13 protein-coding genes are annotated in these 18,212 nt (G+C 71.0%); 7 read left to right on the forward strand and 6 right to left on the reverse strand.

Annotation, left to right across the window (positions count from 1 at the left end; genetic code table 11):
• Nucleotides 1-208 precede the first annotated feature (208 nt).
• On the forward strand, nucleotides 209-1,996 hold the full coding sequence (locus V6U86_RS26685) for a glycoside hydrolase family 15 protein (protein ID WP_334507816.1): 1,788 nt from the start codon (nucleotides 209-211) through the stop codon (nucleotides 1,994-1,996).
• 155 nt (nucleotides 1,997-2,151) lie between these two features.
• On the forward strand, nucleotides 2,152-2,931 hold the full coding sequence (locus V6U86_RS26690; protein WP_334507817.1) for an SDR family oxidoreductase: 780 nt from the start codon (nucleotides 2,152-2,154) through the stop codon (nucleotides 2,929-2,931).
• A gap of 86 nt (nucleotides 2,932-3,017) precedes the next feature.
• Here V6U86_RS26690 and V6U86_RS26695 read toward each other — a convergent pair whose 3' ends face one another.
• Nucleotides 3,018-3,617, reverse strand: coding sequence for a TetR/AcrR family transcriptional regulator (locus tag V6U86_RS26695; RefSeq protein WP_334507819.1), 600 nt, complete (start codon nucleotides 3,615-3,617; stop codon nucleotides 3,018-3,020).
• A gap of 129 nt (nucleotides 3,618-3,746) precedes the next feature.
• Here V6U86_RS26695 and V6U86_RS26700 point away from each other — a divergent pair, with 129 nt between their 5' ends.
• Complete coding sequence (locus tag V6U86_RS26700) at nucleotides 3,747-4,139, forward strand: ester cyclase (RefSeq protein WP_334507821.1); 393 nt, start codon at nucleotides 3,747-3,749, stop codon at nucleotides 4,137-4,139.
• A 140-nt stretch (nucleotides 4,140-4,279) separates the two neighbouring features.
• On the opposite strand, the gene V6U86_RS26705 is transcribed toward V6U86_RS26700, so the two are convergent.
• Together V6U86_RS26705 and V6U86_RS26710 are read right to left on the reverse strand one after the other, a co-directional pair.
• Nucleotides 4,280-4,894 (reverse strand): lytic polysaccharide monooxygenase auxiliary activity family 9 protein, encoded by a 615-nt coding sequence (locus tag V6U86_RS26705; protein WP_334507823.1) that lies wholly within the window; start codon nucleotides 4,892-4,894, stop codon nucleotides 4,280-4,282.
• A gap of 356 nt (nucleotides 4,895-5,250) precedes the next feature.
• The gene (locus V6U86_RS26710) at nucleotides 5,251-5,829 is read right to left on the reverse strand and encodes a hypothetical protein (RefSeq protein ID WP_334507825.1); all 579 of its coding nucleotides are present in this window, start codon (nucleotides 5,827-5,829) and stop codon (nucleotides 5,251-5,253) included.
• A 452-nt stretch (nucleotides 5,830-6,281) separates the two neighbouring features.
• On the opposite strand from V6U86_RS26710, the gene V6U86_RS26715 reads away from it, so the two are divergent.
• From V6U86_RS26715 to V6U86_RS26725, 3 genes are all read left to right on the forward strand, one after another.
• Nucleotides 6,282-7,526 (forward strand): PQQ-dependent sugar dehydrogenase, encoded by a 1,245-nt coding sequence (locus V6U86_RS26715; RefSeq protein ID WP_334507827.1) that lies wholly within the window; start codon nucleotides 6,282-6,284, stop codon nucleotides 7,524-7,526.
• A gap of 131 nt (nucleotides 7,527-7,657) precedes the next feature.
• Nucleotides 7,658-10,363 (forward strand): CHAT domain-containing protein, encoded by a 2,706-nt coding sequence (locus tag V6U86_RS26720; protein ID WP_334507829.1) that lies wholly within the window; start codon nucleotides 7,658-7,660, stop codon nucleotides 10,361-10,363.
• Between the two features lie 31 nt (nucleotides 10,364-10,394).
• Complete coding sequence (locus V6U86_RS26725) at nucleotides 10,395-12,479, forward strand: hypothetical protein (RefSeq protein WP_334507830.1); 2,085 nt, start codon at nucleotides 10,395-10,397, stop codon at nucleotides 12,477-12,479.
• Here V6U86_RS26725 and V6U86_RS26730 read toward each other — a convergent pair.
• Genes V6U86_RS26730 through V6U86_RS26740 form a run of 3 tightly spaced genes read right to left on the reverse strand, consistent with a single transcriptional unit; the run spans nucleotide 12,476 to nucleotide 17,291 of the window.
• Nucleotides 12,476-14,452 carry a caspase family protein gene (locus V6U86_RS26730; protein WP_334507832.1) on the reverse strand — a complete coding sequence of 659 codons (1,977 nt, stop codon included), beginning with the start codon at nucleotides 14,450-14,452 and terminating at the stop codon, nucleotides 12,476-12,478. The two genes, V6U86_RS26725 and V6U86_RS26730, sit on opposite strands and share 4 nt — an antisense overlap.
• On the reverse strand, nucleotides 14,449-15,720 hold the full coding sequence (locus tag V6U86_RS26735; protein ID WP_334507834.1) for a hypothetical protein: 1,272 nt from the start codon (nucleotides 15,718-15,720) through the stop codon (nucleotides 14,449-14,451). The genes V6U86_RS26730 and V6U86_RS26735 overlap by 4 nt, the downstream gene beginning before the upstream one ends.
• A 38-nt stretch (nucleotides 15,721-15,758) precedes the next feature.
• Nucleotides 15,759-17,291 carry a vWA domain-containing protein gene (locus V6U86_RS26740; protein WP_334507836.1) on the reverse strand — a complete coding sequence of 511 codons (1,533 nt, stop codon included), beginning with the start codon at nucleotides 17,289-17,291 and terminating at the stop codon, nucleotides 15,759-15,761.
• 122 nt (nucleotides 17,292-17,413) lie between these two features.
• Between V6U86_RS26740 and grpE the strand changes: the two genes are divergently transcribed.
• Nucleotides 17,414-18,205 (forward strand): nucleotide exchange factor GrpE, encoded by a 792-nt coding sequence (gene grpE / locus V6U86_RS26745; protein WP_334507838.1) that lies wholly within the window; start codon nucleotides 17,414-17,416, stop codon nucleotides 18,203-18,205.
• Nucleotides 18,206-18,212: the final 7 nt, after the last annotated feature.

The following is an 18,212-nucleotide window of genomic DNA, read 5'->3' on the forward strand; positions in this document are numbered from 1 at the left end:
TCCGCTGCCTCGTCTCCACGACACGCTTGACGGCCCACCAAAACGCCTAACTGAACGGCGTTGGATCTAGACGTCCCACACGACCCCGAACGAGACCACTGGGTCATGGTCTGCACCCCGCGCTACGCCCGGATCGGACCGCGCCCGGCGAGGTTCCGGGCCCAGTCCGGTCCGGGCGTAGCGAGCGCCACGACGGGTAGAGCCGGACGTGGCTGTGATCAGTGACTACGCACTTCTCGGCGACTGTCAGGGGGCGGCCTTGGTCTCCTCGGAGGGCTCCGTGGACTGGTGGTGCCCACCCCGGTTCGACGCACCGAGCGTCTTCGCGCGTCTGCTCGGCTCCAGCGGTGGTTTCTGGTCGATTCGACCGCTCGGCCGGTACACAACCTCCCGCCAGTACCTCGACGGGACGATGGTGCTTCAAACGGAGTTCCACACGGAAAACGGCGTGCTGCGGTTGACCGAGGCCCTCAGTCTCGGTGCCGGGGAACGCGGTCACCGCATCGGTCACGGGTCCCCGCACGTCCTGTTACGGCAGGTCGAGGTCGTCGCCGGCACGGTGGAGGTGGCAGTCGAGGTCGCGGCCCGTCCGGAGTACGGATTGGTCCGCCCCACGGTCACCGAAACCCCGATGGGGATGGAAATATCCGGAGGCGTCGACCGTCTGCTCCTGACCACCGACCGTGATCTTGCCTTCGACGGTTCACTGGTGACCGGGCGTTTCACTCTCGCAGCAGGCGAGAGCGCCATGTTCGCGCTGCACCATCGCCGGGCCGTTGACCCGCTGACCGTGCCGCTCGACGGGCGCGCCGCACTGCGGGACACCATCGCCGCCTGGCAGTCCTGGGACGGCATCCACCAGTATTACCAGGGTGCCTACCGGGACGAGGTCCGGCGCAGCTCTCTGGTTCTGCAGGCGTTGACCTACCAGCCCACCGGTGCGGTGGTCGCGGCGGCGACCACCGCGCTGCCGGAGGAGGTGGGCGGCGCGGCCAACTGGGACTACCGGTTCGGCTGGCTCCGCGACGGCAGCGCCACCCTCAGGGCGCTGTGGGTCGCCGCCTGCCCCGACGAGGCACACCGCTTCTTCGACTGGATGGCCGCCTCCATGGGGTCGGTGGACGCCAAGGACCACGTGCCGATCATGTTCGGCCCGGCTGGCGAGCGGGACCTGACCGAACACACCCTTGACCACCTTGAGGGCTACCAGGGCAGCCGACCGGTTCGGATCGGCAACGACGCCTGGAAGCAGAAGCAGCTCGACGTCCTCGGCGAACCCCTTGAGTGCGCATGGGTCCTGCGGGACGAACTCGCGGACCTGTCCCCCACCGCCGCAAGCCTGCTGCGCTCACTGGCCGACCGGGCCGTCGACGCGTGGCGGGACACCGACTCCAGCACCTGGGAGGGGCGCGAGGGCGAGCGGCACTACCTGACATCGAAGCTGCTGTGCTGGGTGGCCCTGGACCGGGCCGTCAAGCTGGCGCCGATTCTCAACGCCGAGGCGCAGGTGCCGCGGTGGTCGCGGGCGTCGGAAGAGATTCGGGTGGCGATCCTGACCGACGGCTGGAACTCCTCGCGCCGGGCGTTCACCGGCGCGTTCGGGTCTGACCACCTCGACGCCGGGGCGCTCGTCATGCCGATCCTCGGGTTTCTTCCCGGCGACGACGACCGGGTCCTCGCCACCGTGGACGCCATCAGGAACGAACTGGGGCGCGACGGTCTCGTGCAGCGCTGGACGGGGGCGGGCGAGGAAGGCGCCTTCATCATCTGCTCGTACTGGCTGGTCGAGGCGCTGGCCCGGGCCGGGCAGATCGACGCGGCCAAGCAACTCTTCGAAAATGTCACCGGCCGGGCAAACGATCTCGGTCTGCTGTCGGAGGAGATCGACCGCAGCGACGGCAGCCTGATCGGGAATTTCCCCCAGGCGCTGTCCCACATCGGTCTCGTCAACGCCGCGTGGACCATCGACCAGGTCGAGTCCGGAAACACACCGTAGGGCCGATGTGCCGCGCGAGTTCCGCAGCGGCGATGCCACCCGCCAGGCCTGCGAGCGGCGAATGCGGCACTGTCACCACCCGGCGATCCCGTTCGGTTGGTGCCGCGGTGAGCGGGTAAGCGCGCTGAAGTGACAGCCACGGAGGGAGCGTGCTGATGACCGGACGACTGGCCGGCAGGACCGCACTGATCACCGGTTCCGACTCGGGCATCGGGCAGGCCACCGCTATCGAGTTCGGCCGGGAGGGCGCCGACGTGGTGGTGCACTACCTGCACGACCACGCGGGCGCGAACCACACGAAGGCCGAGATCGAGAAGACCGGCCAGCGGGCTGTCGTGGTGCAGGGCGACATCAGCGTCGAGCATCAGGTGGAGGCGATGTTCGACGAGGCGCTTGCGGAGTTCCGCAGGCTGGACATTCTGATGAACGACGCGGGCGTGGACGCCTCCGGCATCCCGGTGGCCGACCTGGACACCGCAACCTGGGACCGGGCCATCCGCACCAACCTCTACGGGATGTTCTTCTGCTGCCGGCGGTTCATCCAGCACCGCCGCGACCAGGGCGGGCACGGGAAGATCATTAACATCACCTCCGTCCATCAGGAGGTGGCCCGTGCCGGCGGCTCCGACTACGACGCCAGCAAGGGCGGCATGTTGGAGCTGGCCAAGAGCATCGCCCTGGAGGTCGCCCCGATGCACATGAACGTCAACAACATCGGCCCCGGCATGGTGCTCACCCCGTTCAACCAGCAGGCGATCGACGACCCGAAATTCCTGGAGGAGCAGGTGCAGTCCATCCCCTGGAAGCGGGCCGCGCAGCCGGAGGAGATCGCGAAGCTCGCCGTCTTCCTGGCCAGCGACGACGCCGACTACGTCACCGGGTCGACGTACTTCATGGACGGTGGGCTGATGCAGAACCAGGGACAGGGCGCTTAGTCACCCCGTCCCTGGCCTTTGACGTGGAGTGCCGGGCTGGCTGGCGGGCGGGCGGACGTGGCGGAACAGGCCGCAGTGCGGATCCGTCAGGCCGGTGGCCAGTTCCGTAGAACGGTGTCGGCCACGCGCTGGAGATCCTTGCAGGCCGCGCCACCGCTCGCCTGCACGGCCAGGCCGTTCGCGATGGTCATGACGTAGAGGGCGATCCATTCCGGATCCGCGTCGGCGGCCAGGTCACCCTCCTCGACGGCCCGCTGGAACCGGTCGCGGAGGAGCTCTTGGCCGTGGGCACGCCATTCACGCAGGGTGTCGCGCGCGACCTGGCCAGTCTCACCGACGGCCAGCGCGCCCTGCACGCCGAGGCAGCCAGTGGGCCAGCCGGGCTGGGTGTTGGCCTGAACCGAACCGGTCAGGAACGCCATGGCCACTTCGCGTGCGGTAGGGGCCTGCAGTGCCTGAGCGACATAGGCGCCGGGGCCTTCCGAGTAGCGCTGCAACGCCTTGCGGAACAACTCCTCCTTGTTGCCGAAGGCCGCGTACATGCTCTTGCGGGAGATGCCCATGGCTTCGGTGAGGTCCGCGAGGCTGGCCCCCTCGTATCCCTGGCTCCAGAAGACCACCATCGCCTTCTCGAGCGCCTCCTCGGTGTCGAACGCTCGCGGCCGACCCAGCTGCGCCTTCTCCATCACACGATCCTACACCTTGTGCACCGATCGGTGCCGAAGTGCAGTAGTTTTCTGCACCGATCGGTGCACAAGTAGGTGCGGACCCACGGGGGGCTCCCCAACAGTCCGGACGGAGGAAGGGCATTCCCCATGACTGACAGCGATCTACGCAGTTGGTACCTGCGCTACGCCGAGGCGCTCAACAACCACGAGCTCGACGGCATGGACGAATTCATCAACGACGCCGTCCTCCTGGACGGCGTGCCCGCCACGCGGGATGACGTCGTGACGATCCTGAAGGGGATTGTCGACGCCGTTCCCGACATTCATTGGGAGTTCACGGAGCTGCTGATCGACCGCGACCGCATCGCCGTGCGCGCGATCAGCACCGGCACTCCGGTGAAGGAGTGGCTCGGTGTTCCCGCCTCCGGAGCATCGTTCGAAATCGTCGAGTACGCCATCTACACCGTGAGCAACGGCCGATTCGCGAAGATGACGAACCTGCACGACTCTTCCGAGATGGTTCGCCAACTGACCACCTGACACCAGGCAAGGCTCTGGAGGCCATTCGCGGCGCAGGCACCAAAGCCCCGCCTGATCCGGCGGCAAGCTGGCTGAGCTGAAGAACGATCCGGCCCAGGGCGTCAACGCCCTGGGCCGGATCGTGTCGCGGGTCTTGCCGATCAGGTGATGTTGATGTCGCTGCACCACATGTAGGTCTGGTCCAGGTGCGACGCCTTCCAGATCACGAACAGGACGTGGCTTCCGGTGCGTCCAGAGACCGAGACGTTGAACGAGATGTTCTGCGCTGGCGCGTAGCGCCCGGTCGTCGCGATCAGGTCGAGATTGCCCCACCCGACCTGCTGGGTGCTCGGGTTGAATCCCTGCTTGGTGACGTAGACCCGGAAGTAGTCAGCACCGTGGCTGGCCTGGTCGTACAGCTGGACCGTGAAGTTGGGGCTGACATTGGTCGCCTTCCAAGCTCCGAGTTGGTTCAGTGAGTTGTTCCTGGAGAGGGCGTTGCTGCACAGCTGACCGTCCGGGGTACGGGCCTGGTACTGGCCGGCGAGGCCGTCGCGCAGCTGGCTCATCCAGTTCCACATGGTGTCGGGGTTGGCCTGGAACGCCTGCCAACACATGGGGTCCTGTTGCTGCATGACCGGGTTCATGTGTTGGTTGCCCCAGGTCTTCCAACACTGATAGGCCCTGCTCGCCGGGTTGATGATGGTGCCGTGGGCCTGGGCTGCGCCGGTCCAGGGCAACGTACCGACCACCATGGCGAACAGCACGACGAGCACTCGGATGGACTGACGGACGGGTGACCGAGATCGCCCCCCGGATTGATCGGGCTTGTGTGAACGCACTGTTCATCCTCCGCTCTTCGGTACCAGAGATCGCAATGGGAACGCTCCCAAACCAACTGTTACATCTATGAGCTTAGATATCAATACGGATCTATTAACTATCGAATGTGGATCAAGCCGACCAACCCACCGTCGAGCGCACGGATCACCAGCACCCACCCGGACGGTGGCGTGACGGGTTACCGAGCCGACGCCGGATCAAGGCCGGGTGTGCACGCCCAGGTCCGCAGGTTCGGATCCGGCGGTCCCGCGGGCACGGTACGACCGTCCCACCCGACCGACCGGCGTGGTCAGAGCCCGGCTGCGGCGTCGTACCGGCGGCGCTGGTCGGCCATTTCCGACTCGGTCAGCGCCTCCTTGAGCGCCACCTCCTCGTACTTGTCCGGAAACATCTCCCGCAGCCGGTCGACGAACCTGACGTCGGCGGTCGCCTCGACCACCTGGATGCCGGGAGGCTCGGTGGACATGTCCATGATCACGGGGCCGGCCAGTTTGACCGCCACGTCCCAGGGACGCTTCTGCTCGGCAACCCCACAGAGGTGGAAGCCGTAGACCGTCCGCACGTCGGCGAGCGCGGTGACGTCGGCCGGCTCGTAGCCGTAGACACGGACCCCGCAGATCACTGCCGGTTTTTCCTGAGTGGCCGCCTGCTGGACGCCGTGTCCGGCGTGGTTGTGCTGCCCCGGGTCAACCTGTTCGAGCGTGGTACGCATCCGGGCCGTGATCTGCCCGTGCAGATCCGCCGGCTCCGTCTGCTGGTCGGCCCGGTTGACCAGTACGACCGCGCCTGTCGACACCACCAGCAGGATCACCGCCACCCACACGAAGCGGTTTCGATACCAACCCGCGAAGCTCTCTCGGGAAATCATGACTGCTTCTCACCTCGTCGCCGCTTCTGGTGCGCTGGCAGACCGAATCGGACGCCCCGGCGGGTCAGACGTCGAGCACGTCGGCCGCCGGGGACACGGGCCGGGAAATACGCACGGGCGGGCGACGATGCCTGCCCGGCGAGTGCCCGTCGGCATGGAGATGGCCCGGCGATGCGGCATGCGAGCGTCTGCCAGAGCGACGCCCTGCCGGCACTGCGATGCTCCCGTGCTGGCCGTTCCCAGCGCGGTTGCCCCCGCGCTGCGGCGATATGAGCCATTCCAACACATCTGGATCCGCTCTCGCAACATCGACGTAACTCAACATGCACTGGCCCGGCCGGCCTGCCGGGCGGCCGACAGGGCCGCCGGGGCTTGAGATCGGCACGAATCGATGTATCGTGGGAACGCTCCCAGATTGCGTCCCCAATCCCACCTGCTTGAGGAGCTGAAACATGTCCCGACGGCGTCGTCGCCCGGCCACCATGCTGGCCGGGCTTCTCATTCTGGCCCTGTGCGCGTTGCTGTTACCGCCGGCTCCGGTGGCCGGCACCGCCGCAGCCGGCGCACCCCGCCCCCGCGCGGTGCCACTCGCTGAGCTGACCGTGGTATCCGAACAGGTGGCCTTCGGTCTGCAGCGTCCGATCGCGATCACCGGGCTGCCGGACGGCCGGATGCTGATCGCGGAGAAGAACGGCACCGTCCGCGCCTATCACCCCGACACCGGCCTGGCGGCCGAGCCGGTGCTCGACCTGACCGCCCGGATCGACACGTCGGACAACGAACGCGGCCTCCTCGGCATCACGCCGGCGCCGAATTTCGCTCGGACCGGGATCCTCTACGTGGCCTACACGAGCCTTCCGGCCGGGGCGTTGACCTTGGCGCGAGTGCCCATCAGCGCTCCTGATCGACTGCAGGTGCTGCTCACCCAGGAGCACGCCGAGTACGGCAACCACAACGGTGGACAGGTGGCCTTCGACCGCGACGGCTACCTCTACTGGTCGCTCGGCGACGGCGGTCACGCGAACGACCCGTTCAAGTCCGGTCAGAACCTCGGCACCCTGCTCGGCAAGATCCTGCGGATCGACGTCAACCGCACCTGCGGCCCGAAGCCCTACTGCGTGCCCTTCGACAACCCGTTCGTTCGCGTGGCGGGCGCGCGGCCGGAGATCTGGGTCTACGGGTTGCGCAACCCGTGGCGGTTCTCCATCGACCCGGTCGACAACTCGCTGTGGATCGGTGACGTGGGCCAGGGCCTGGTCGAGGAGATCAACCACATCCGCCCGCACCAGCGTGGTGCGAACCTCGGCTGGTCCTGCCGAGAGGGCACACCGGTCTTCGACCAGGAGCAGTGCCGGCCGGGCGTGCGGTACACCGATCCGGTCTTCGAGTACGAGCATTACCTCACGGAGAACTGCTCGGTGACCGGCGGCGTGGTGTACCGGGGGTCCGCCACCCCGGAGGCGCGGGGTACCTACATCGCGAGCGACTACTGCTCGACTCTCGCGTTCGCGGTGCGCCCCAAACCGACGGGTGGCTACGAGTCCACGACGATCGGCAACTTCCCGATCCAGCCGACCGCGATCGGCACCGACGTGAACGGCGAACTGTACGTCCTCAGTGACCTTCCCGGATGGCTGAGCCGGGTGCGGTTCGAGCGGGTCCAGCCAGCCACCGACGGTCGGGGGGCGGGCCGCTGACCCGCCGAACAGCCTGATCACCCCAACCAGCGCACCCTCCCGCATGCCGCTGTCCGTCAGGTGAAGTAGTCGGACGGTGGCACGCGGGAGGGACACGGTTGGACGGGGCAGCGGACATCACCAGGCGATGTGTGGCGATCAGTCGGGCGGCCTTCGGCCGGGGCGACCTCGACGCGGCGGTCGAGGACCTGCACCGGCTGCCGTCCGACCTGACCGTCCGGGGCATCCTGGCGGCCGACCTGCTCGGTGCTCTGATCGGCAGCGTCCCGACGGCGAATCCCCACCGGCTACGCCAACTCGACAGCCTTCTCGAAATCGCCGAGGGGTCTCCACCCGACACCCCGGAGTGGCCGATGGTGCACGCCGCTGCCCGGATGGTGCCGATGCTGCAAGCCCGGACAGAGGGGTACCTTGCGGACCCGCTGGTCGTGCTCACCGAGGCGGAGTCCCTCCTCAAGAAGGTGCCGCCGAGCGGCGACGACGCGAAGTTGGCGCCGTTGTGGGACGCGATGAAGACCATGATCGGTGCGTTGCGGGCGATGGAGAACGGTGACGAGGCCGCGATGGAGCGGCTGCCCGACGACGCCCGTCGGGTTCGCGAGACGCTGGGCGCCAACCCGGCACTGGCGACGTTCGGCGATGCCTTCGCCAACCTGGCCGACATGTTGACTGTGCACCACCGTGGCGGCGACTTTCGGCCGGCCCTCGCCCAACTCCGCGAGACGGTGGAGCGGTTGCCGCCCGAGGATCCGCTCCGGGCTTCGGTGCTGTCCCTGGAGCCGATGGTGATACCGCTGGCGGCCACTCGTGCGGGTGTCGACGAGACTGACTCGGCCCCCGCCGTCACGGCCGAACAGCTCGCTGCGATGACGACGGCGGCACAACAACCTGACCTCTCCCCCGGCGACCGGGCGATGCGCTACGCCGGAATCGGCGGTGCGATGCTCCGACTCGGCGAGGAGAGCGACCCGGTCCGTGTCGGACAGGCCGTCGCGCACTTCCGCACGGCGGTGGACCTGGCCCCACCCGACGACCCACGCCTCACCTCGCATCTGGTCGGCTTGGCGCTCGGGCTGACCACCCAGGGCGACGTGACCGGCTCGGTGGCGGACGCGGTCGAGGCCGACGGGGTGTTGGAGCGGGCGAAGCGGCTGGCCGGCGGGCCTGCGCACCCCATGTGGTCGGTCATCAACGAACTGCTGTCACAGGTACAACGGCGGCACGCCGGTGTGGCGGACCCGCACATCGTCGCCCTTGAGGGCCTGCGCGAACACGTCTGGCGAGTGCTGCTCCAGACCGACCTGAGGGCGGCCAACTCCGCCGCCCGCCGAGCCGCCCAGGAAGCCGTCCAGGTGGCGGGTCAGTGCCTGGTGTTCCACGATCCGGCCAGCGCGATCCGCGCGCTCGACGCGGGCCGGGGCCTGGCCCTCTACGCCGCGACGGAGAACCGGCAGATCCCCGGTCGGCTCAAGGACGCCGGCCGACCCGATCTCGCGTCTCGCTGGCGTAGCACCGCAGCGTCCGGCGCGGCGGAGGAAGTCCCGATCGACCTGCGCCGCGAGGTCCTCACCGTGCTCACCGAGCAGAGCAGCGCCGGAGCCCTGCTCGACGCGCCGACACTCGGCGAGATCCGGGCCGCGCTGCACACCCTCGACGCGGACGCGCTCGTCTACCTGGTGCCGGGCGCAGCGCCCATGCCCGGCTACGCGGTCATCGCGGCCGCGCAGGGTCCGCCCGCCTACCTGGCCCTGCCCAACCTGCATCTCTTCGACGACCTGGACGTGGAGCGTTACCTGACGGCCCTGGTCCGACGCGACGCGGTGATCGCGGACCCGGAGCGGGACCTGACCGCGCTCGACGACCCCGCCGACTTCGCCGGCAGCCTCGATGCCATGTGCGACTGGGCATGGCGGGCAGCGATCGGCCCACTCGTGCAGCGGTACCTACCCTCCCTGCCCCGCCCGACCACCGAACGACCGCCCCGGATGGTCCTGGTGCCAATGGGGGAACTCGCCCGGATCCCGTGGCAGGCGGCCCGCCGGCCGGACGGCACGTACGCGGTGCGGCTGGTCGCCATCTCGCAGGCCGCCTCGGCCCGGATGCTCTGCCACTCGGCGGCGCTTGCTCCGGTCGCGCCGACGCCGGTCGGCCTGGTCGTCGGAGATCCGGACCCGGGCGGCGAGGCGCCGGACCTGGCCGCGGCCCGGTTGGAGGCGTACGCCATCCACCGGTCGTTCTACCCCGGCGGCCGGTACGTGGGTCGGCGGGCCGACGGGTCGCCGAGCCGGTCCGGACCTGGCAGCGTCGACGAAGTGCGGGCCTGGCTGACCGGCAGGAACCCAGGCGCCGGCGGGATGCTGCACCTCGCCTGTCACGGCGTCATCAACACCGACCCGGCGGCGGCCACCTCCTACCTGCTGCTGGCCGACGGTGGTCGGCTGACCGCGGAGGAGCTGGTCGAGCTGATATCGCGTTCCCCCGAGCGCGCCATCGGACTGATCGTGCTCGCCGCCTGCCGGACGGGCCAGGCGATCAGCGGCTACGACGAGGCGTACAGCCTTGGCACCGCCTTTCTCGCTGGCGGCGTCCGGTCGGTGCTCTCGACCCAGTGGGCCATCCCCGACCGGGCTACCTCCGTGCTGATGTACATGTTCCACCACCACCTGATCACGATGGGGCTGCCCGCGTGGGAAGCGCTACGGCAGGCGCAGGGCTGGATGCTTGACCCGGACCGGTCCATTCCGGAGGGTATGCCGGCGCCACTGCGCCGGAACCTGGCCCATGACGAACTCTCCCATGTCACGGCCTGGGCCGGCTTTGTCCACTGGGGGCAGTGATGCGACACCGCGAGGACGAGAGGGGCCAATCGTGAACGAGGAGAAGGAAGGGCGGCTGCGGGCTCAACTGGCCCGGCTGACCGGGCCCGCCCGCGTCCGCCCCCTGATGGAACTCTCCCAGATCCTCAGCGACCGCTACTGGCGCATCGGCCCCGGCCAACCGGCTGGACGGCCAACGCTCGACGACGCGATCGGCTGCCTCGCGGAGGCACACGGCACGTTCGACCCGGGTGACCCACTGCGCGCGCAGATCGCCGCCCAGCTGGGCTGGCTGCTGAGCACGCGGCACGTTGCCCACGGCGGCCCGGGCGAGGACCGGAACCAGGCGATCGAGCTGCTGGAGGAGGCGGTTGCCGCGGTCGGGCTACCACCCGCCATCGCAGTCATCTCTCGCTTCACCCTCGGTCAGCTCTACGTGGTCGGCGTCGTGCGCCGCCTCGGCAACGAGGAACTGGCGGGGCGGCTCAGTGGCGTCCCGGCGGACCCCACCACGCTGGCCGAGGCCGAGCGGGCGGTGGAGTGCTTTCGCCAGGTGACCGCCGCCGACCAGCTGGGCACCGAGATGGCCGAGACCACGGCAGTCTCGCTGGAAATGGCCGAGGCGGTGCGGGACTTCTTCCGTGCGCCGAAAACCGGCACCACGCCGTTCGATCTCGCACCCATGATGCGGATGATGACCACCCTCCAGGAGATGCAGAAACGGATGGGGAGCAGCCCCGTCACCGGAGTCCCGATGCCCTCGCTGTTCGACCTGTCCGCCCAGGCCACCGTCGACCCGTTGGACCGCGCCGTCACCGTCGTGACAGTGCCGGACGGCACCGAGGAGGCACCCGTACCCACTCCCCGGCCGGCGGCGCCACCGCCCGACCCGGTGACGCTGCGCCGCGCCCTCAGCGAGCGGTTCGACGGCGCTGAACCCGATGCTGCCCTCGCGGCTCTGCTGCGTCCCGGCGCTCCGACGCCCCCGGCCGGTCTGGTGGACGACCTGGTGGGGTTGGCCAGCTCGGTCACCCATGCCGCTGGATCCGCGGCCACCCCCGCGGACCGGATCACCCTGGCGGTGGCGCTGTACCTGCGCGGCAGGGCCGACGCCGACGACGGCTGGGGAGACACCGACGACGACGTCCGGTCCGCCGCCGCGCACCTGCTGGCGGTCAGCGACGCCCTGCCCGGCGAACCGGCCGGCGTCGCCCCACTCGCCCTGGACCTGGCCGGTTTGATCGACGAGCGCCACCCCGCCGGACGGCTGAGCGAGACCCTGCGAGCGAGCTTCGCCCCGGTGGCCGCGGCGCTGCACGGCGCACGGGTCGCGGCGCTGGCCTGGCTTCTTGCCGACGGAATACTGCTGCTGCACACCGAGAGCGGCCGGTTCGACCACCTGCCTCCCGGTCACGCTCTACCCAACCGGGTCGCCGTCGTCGGCGGCGGCCGGATGCCGGACGACGACCAGGTGGTGGTCTCCGCAGTCACCTCGGCCCGGCAGGCGGCCGAGCTGGCCCGCCGGGTGCCGATGCGGGTCACCGAGGCACCGGTGCTCGTCAGCGATCCGCGCGGTGACCGCAGCCCGGCCGAGGTGGAGCGGTTTCGGCAGCTCTACCCCCGGTCGGTCGTCCTCGGCCGGGTCGGCCCGGGCGCCGACGGCGCCGGCACGCCGGACGAGGTCCTCGCCCACCTCGACGCCTCGATGCTGCACCTCAACTGCGGCGTCGACGCCGACGGCGCGCTCGCCCTCGCCGGGCCAGCCGCGCTGACACCGGACGCCATCATCGGACGGGCGGGCCACGCCGGAAGCGAGGGCGGGTTGGCAGTCCTGCCATCCGTCGGCGCGACAACGGCACCGCTCGCCGACGCGTTGCTCACGGCCGGGTTCACCGCCGTGGTCGACTGGGTCCGGCCGTTGCCCCGCCCGGTCTCCACACTGATGCTGAACATCCTGCACACCGAACTGGTCCGCGGTGGGCTGCGCCCCGCGGCGGCCGTGCGGGCGGTCGGCCGACGGCTTCGGGCTCCGGAACGGATCGCCCCCGCCCTGCTGCCGGCGACCCTCGTGGGGCGCACCGACCTGGACCTCACCGACCCGGCGTACCGGACCGCGATGGTTCTGCGGGGACTCTAGGCCGGCCGCTCGGCTCCGGGCACCTCCACTTCGAGAGGAACTGTCACCGTCGTCCAGTCGTACGCGCCGTCCTCGGCGGAGGCCACCAGGTCGCGGTGCTGCACCGCACGCCCGATCCGGTCGAGAAACCCCCGCACCGCCAGCGGACCTCGGTCGACACCGCGCGGCGCACCGAGCGCCGGCAGCTCGAACGGTGTCGGTCCGAACTGTTCCTCGGCCACCACCAGCTTGAGCCAGTCCCGCACCCGGGCGCCCGGCTCGGGCGCCTCCCCCGGCGGTAGGGCGGCCACGACTCGACGTCCCCGCAGGGCCGCCGCCCGCCCGTGCGGGGCGACGAAGTTCCCCGGAAAAAGCTCGGCGTGCACCCGGAACCGGTCGGTCAGATCCAACAGAACACAGAACAGCTTCCGGTCACTGCGGTTGTGCAGGCGGACGAAGACGGTCTGCGGCGTCCAGCCGCCCGGCCCACGCTGGTAGCGGAGCCGCACCACGCCATCGGCGTCGGCGGCGATGGGCGGTCGGTCGAACGGCACGATGTGTTCGCCCGGTCGTGCCGCGACCACCTCCACCGTCACCGCGCCGGCCAGGCCGGTCACCGGGTTGTTCAGCTCACGGATCTGCCGCCATCGGGCGATGTGCTCCAGGACGTGGACGGTCTGCCGCGCCCCGTCCGGGCCGATGTCGGTCAGCTCCCCGGTGAGCGTTGCGCCGGACCGGTCCACCACCACGGCCACTCCGCGCCGCGGAGCCCGCACCATCAGCTCCGGCGCGGTGTCGGCGTCCGACGGGTCGACCGGGCGCAGGTGCGGTGAAGGGCTGCCTCCGGGACCGGCGCAGCGCAGCGCCTCGAGGACCCTCGCTGCGGTGGGCCCGTCCTGACCGGGCCCGCCAACCAGGACCGTGGTGACCGGCAGCGGCACCTGGCTGAGCACCATCCGATACTGCCGGTCCCGGTCCGGCTGCCAGCCGATCGGCTCGACCAGGCTCCGTTCGGGGAGCACCTGGACGACACGGACCTCCCGCACCGGGACGTCACCCACCACGGCCAGCCGGATCTCGTCCGTGGTGCCGGCACCGACCAGCCCGTGACAGCTGCCCGCGTCGACCTCCCAGCCCTGACGGACGTACCGCAGCAGCACGCCGGAGGCGGGTGGGGCCAGCCCGCCGCCGAGGAAGGGTCGGTCGGCGATCCCCCGGTGTGCCGGCAACAGCTGCGGCACCTGCCGGTAGACGTTCTGCTCCACCTCCGTCTGCGCGGCGACCAGCAGATCCCGGTAGGTTGCCGCCGGACCCAACCGGCCGAGGGCGTTGAGCAGAGCCCAGCTGAACACACCCCGCCGCCGGCCGCCCAGGTGCATCTCCCGAGCCAGCTCGTCCGAGCGACAGGCGGCCAGCGTGACGTGCTCCTGATCGGGCGTCCGTCCGGGCGCCGCGACCGCCAGTTCCGGCAGCAGCAGCGCTCGGTCCGGCGCGGCGGCCATCGGCACCACCGTCCGGGCGTGGGTGCCCGGCAGCTCCCTGGTGCCACCCGCCGAGTGGCAGCAGTCGAGGACCACCGCCACGTGCCCGGCCCGCCCGGCGACCTCGTCGAGGAGGATCGACAGCTCCTTGTCCAGCAGGTCGGGCACCTCTCCGTCCCTGCTGTCCGCGCAGACGAGGGTCTGGAGCATGAGCGTCGACTCCTCGAACCACCACGCCGGGGCGGGCGCCTCGGATCCGTGACCGCTGAACCAGAACAGGACGGAATCCGCCGGGCCGGCCAGGCCCAGGTGGGACCGGAACGCCTCGATCACCGCCGCCCGAGTGGCCTGGCCGTCGTACAGCGACAGAGGTTCGAGGCTCACGCCGGGCGCCAGCCGGGTTTCCAGGAAGGCCCGCGCCTCCATCACGTCGGTACGGCAGCCGCGCAGGTCCGGCACCGTCGACGCACGGTACGAGTTGATGCCGACCAGCAGGGCGTAGAGCGTGCTCACGCTGTCTCCTCGGGTCCGATGTGCAGCCAGCAGTGCTCGACGAACCCCTTCGCCGGCAACTCCACGGTGACCGGGGCGAAGTCCGCCGGCAGCGGTGGTGCGGTGGCGTGCCGGATGACGTCCTGGAACAGCACGTCGGGCAAGCCGAGGACGAAGTCGACGGCCGGACGGGCGGTCAACGCGTCGCGCAGGGGCGAGCTGTCGAGGATCCGGTGCACCGCGATCGCCGCTACCCCGACCCACCCGTTCGACGCGGGCTTCACCAGGCCCCGATGCAGTGCCACCCGGATCCGCAGCCGCTCCGCCGCCGGCCGGCCCGCGTTGAGCGCGCGCAACCGCTGGCCCAGACCAGCGACCAGGTCGGAGATCACCACCGACTCGTCGATCCCGGCCGGCAACACGGTGAACTGGCCGTCGCCCTGCGGCTGGGGCCGGACGGCCGACTCCGGTACGCCGGCGCCCTGCCGGACCTCGGACAGCAACTCAACCAGATCGCGCTGAACCTGCTCGTGACCGGCGGTGCTGCGCCGGCTGTAGCCGGTGACGTCAACGGCCATGCAGAGCCGCACCGCCGCGCCCTCGGCCGCACTGCCGGCCTCGAACGCCTCGTCGAACGTCACCGACTCGCGCAGCCCCGCGCTGTACGGGTCGCGCCCACCCGTCACCCGCACCCGCACGTCGAGTGCCCCGGCGACCCGAGTCACGCCGGGCGGCAACTCCAGCAGCGCGTGCATGCCATGCGCCCGGGGCACCAGCAGGTCCCCTCGGGGGTCCTCGTACACCCAGCCGAAGTCGTGGCGATGGATGCCGAAGGCGTGGGCGCGCGGCGACCCCGCCCGGGTCGCCAGTCGGGCCAGCCAGCCCGGTCGGGCCCGGGCCGCCGCCACCGCGTGCACCGCCGTCGTCGAGGCCGGCTCGGCGAGCGCCGCCGGCCAACTCAACCCGAGTGTGCCGCCGTCGCCGTCAAGCCGTACCGCGAGGGCCGCCGGGTCGGTCAGGTTCACCTCGAACCGGGCCGCCGAATACCGCTGCCGCCGCGGCAGAGCGTCGAGGTCGAAAGCGAACAGCGCCCCCACGTACCGCCGCCCGGTGGCCTCGGCGCGGCGGCGCAGGTGCACGGGCAGGTCCTCGCCGGGCACTGGGTACAGCAGGGGTCGCCCGCACCGTACGCTGATCGGCTCGGTTGGCCCGTCGTCCCCGGGGCCACGGCCATCGGTCGACACCAGCTCGCCGAGGGCGAGGAGGTCGCCGTCGCCAAGCGGAACCACAGCGCTCGGACCTGAGGTGGTCGCTACCGGGCCGTCGATCACCGCGACCGACCGATCAATCCGCTTCGCACGGCGGACGCGGCTGTCGCCGTGCGCCAGGTGAAGTCGACTCCGCCCAGTTCAACTGTCTCCTCCGGGCCGCAGGTGCCGACCTCTCGGGCGGCGGCCGAGCCGTCCCGGGAGTAGCCGATCACCAACCGGACCTCGGATGCGCCGACGGAGGGCCGGCGTGCGGTCACCTCGCCATACCCGGGCAGCCCGGTCGAGTCCGCGGTGATGGCGGTCCGGCGGCCGCTGAGCACCAGGTCACGGTCACCGCCGGAGGCGTCGCGGAAACGCAACGTGCCGGCCAGGGCCGGCTGCCGCCGCCGCCCGCGGCCCCACCAGCCGGCCGCTGCCAGCGCCGCCAGCAGCGCCGCACCCAGGGACCACCACCAGATGCTGCCGCGTTGGGCCGAGAAGGTGCCGCGGGTCGGGCCGCCGTCCAGCCGCGGGGCGAAGCTGAGGCCCAGCTCATCGGTAAGAACCTCTGCCCACGCGGAGTCGACCTCGCCGTCGAGCGTCAACGCCGCGTCCGCTGTGACCCGGGCCAACGGCGCCACCCGCCGGGGGCCGGCGTCCCAGTCGACCGTCACCGGGACGATCGCGGTGCCGCCGGCCGGCAGCTCCACCGGCCCGCCCGGCACGGACAACCGCACGTCGGGCCGGTCACTGCGAACAACGAGGTGGTCGACGACCAGCGGAACCTTGGTGGTGGTGGACCGGAGGCGGACCTCCAGCCGGGTCCGGCCGGCGCCCAGGCGGCCCGCCTCGGCCGGCCAGACGACCTGGACCCCGTGGGACACGTCGGCACCGAGAACGCTACGCGCCTTCGCTGCGCGGGCCGACGCCTTCGGCTGTTCGAGTTGACCGCCCAGCCGGTCGATCGACGTGGGTGCGAGCAGCTTGGCACCGGGATAGACCCGGGCGAGCAGCGGCGCGCCCGTCGAGCCGGTCAACGGCACGGCGTACGCCGTCAGGGAGGCCTTCTTCAGCGACCGGCCGGAGCGGACGAGCTCGTTCCAGGCGTAGCCCTGCTCGAACGGGTACGCGCTGCCCACAGGTGGGTCGTGCCGCCCGTCGGTGAGGAGGACGACGGTGGCGATCGGCGGCACACCGTTGCGCGCCAACAGCCGGAGACTGGTCTCGATGGCCGCGCCGATGTCCGTGTACCGCCCGTCCGCGGTCCTGGGCAGCTTCGCCACCAGTTGGTCGGGGGCACGCCCGGCCGGGCCATCGTGCACCACCCGCGCCGAATCGGCGAAGGTGACGAGCGCAACCCGGTCGTCCGGCGCGAGCGCGGCCAGGAAGGATCGCAGCGCCCGCCGCACCTGCTCGTACCGGCCACCGTCGCGCATCGACCGGGACACGTCGACCATCACCACGTAGTCGGCCGCGACCTGGTTGACGCCGAGCGCCGCGTACACCTCGTCGCTGTTCGCCGGCGTCCCCGCCGCCGGCGCGACGGGTAGGCAGATCATCGTCACCGCCGTCAGTGCCGCCGCGGCGGCTGCCACCGTACGCCGAATCATGCTGATCGCCCTCCGCACCCGCCGTCTGGTCGTCTGTCCCTGACGGACGGCCGAGCTGTCCGTCAGGGACAGACGACCAGACGCCCACCGTGGCAGCGAACGGACCAGGGGAGGGAGCACCGGTGCACGAGCATGCGCACGGTCCCGCGGAGGAGGCCAGCGTCGTCACGACCGGGCCGGTGGCCGAGCCGCCGTGGGAGCTGACGGCCGAGCGGCCGGAGCCGGCAGCAGCGGCTCTCGCGGAGCCGACGAGCGAGGTTCCTGCCGAACCGACGAGCGAGGTCCCTGCCGAACCGGCGAGCGCCGCGCCGCACGGGCTGGACAGCCTGACCGAGCGGATGGCGAGCGAGCTGGCCGGGCTGACGGACCGGCTCACCGGCGAGCTGGTTGGGCTGCGGGCCGAGATCGCCCGCACGCAGGACCGGGCGGCGGCCCGCGAGCAGGTCATCGACCGGCTCCACGCGGAGAACCAACTGCTGCGGGCCGGTGAGCGACGGCACCTGCTCCGACCGCTCCTGACCGACCTCCAGCGACTGCGCCACGACCTGCTGCGCACCGCCGCCGGGCTGCCCCCGACGTTCGACGCCGTGGCCGCCGCGCAGATGCTGCGCAGCTACGCCGCGAACCTCGAACTGACGTTGGAACGGGGCGGCATCAGCGTGCTGACGCCGGCGGTCGGCGCCACGTTCGACCCGTCGACGCAGCGGGCCACCGCGACCGAGCCCGCGAGCGACCCAGCCCAGGACGGGACCGTCGCCGCCGTGGTCCTGGACGGCTACCACGACGTCGAGACGGGCCGCACGGCCGTGCCCGCCGCAGTCCGCGTGCACCGCTGGATTCCCGACCCGGAGCCCACGGCGGGCGAGCCCCGCCCGGAGCCGACGAGCGACAACCAACACGCGCCCACACCGTGACAGCCGA

It is taken from the genome of Micromonospora sp. CPCC 205558, from assembly GCF_036902955.1.
Lineage (GTDB): Bacteria > Actinomycetota > Actinomycetes > Mycobacteriales > Micromonosporaceae > Micromonospora.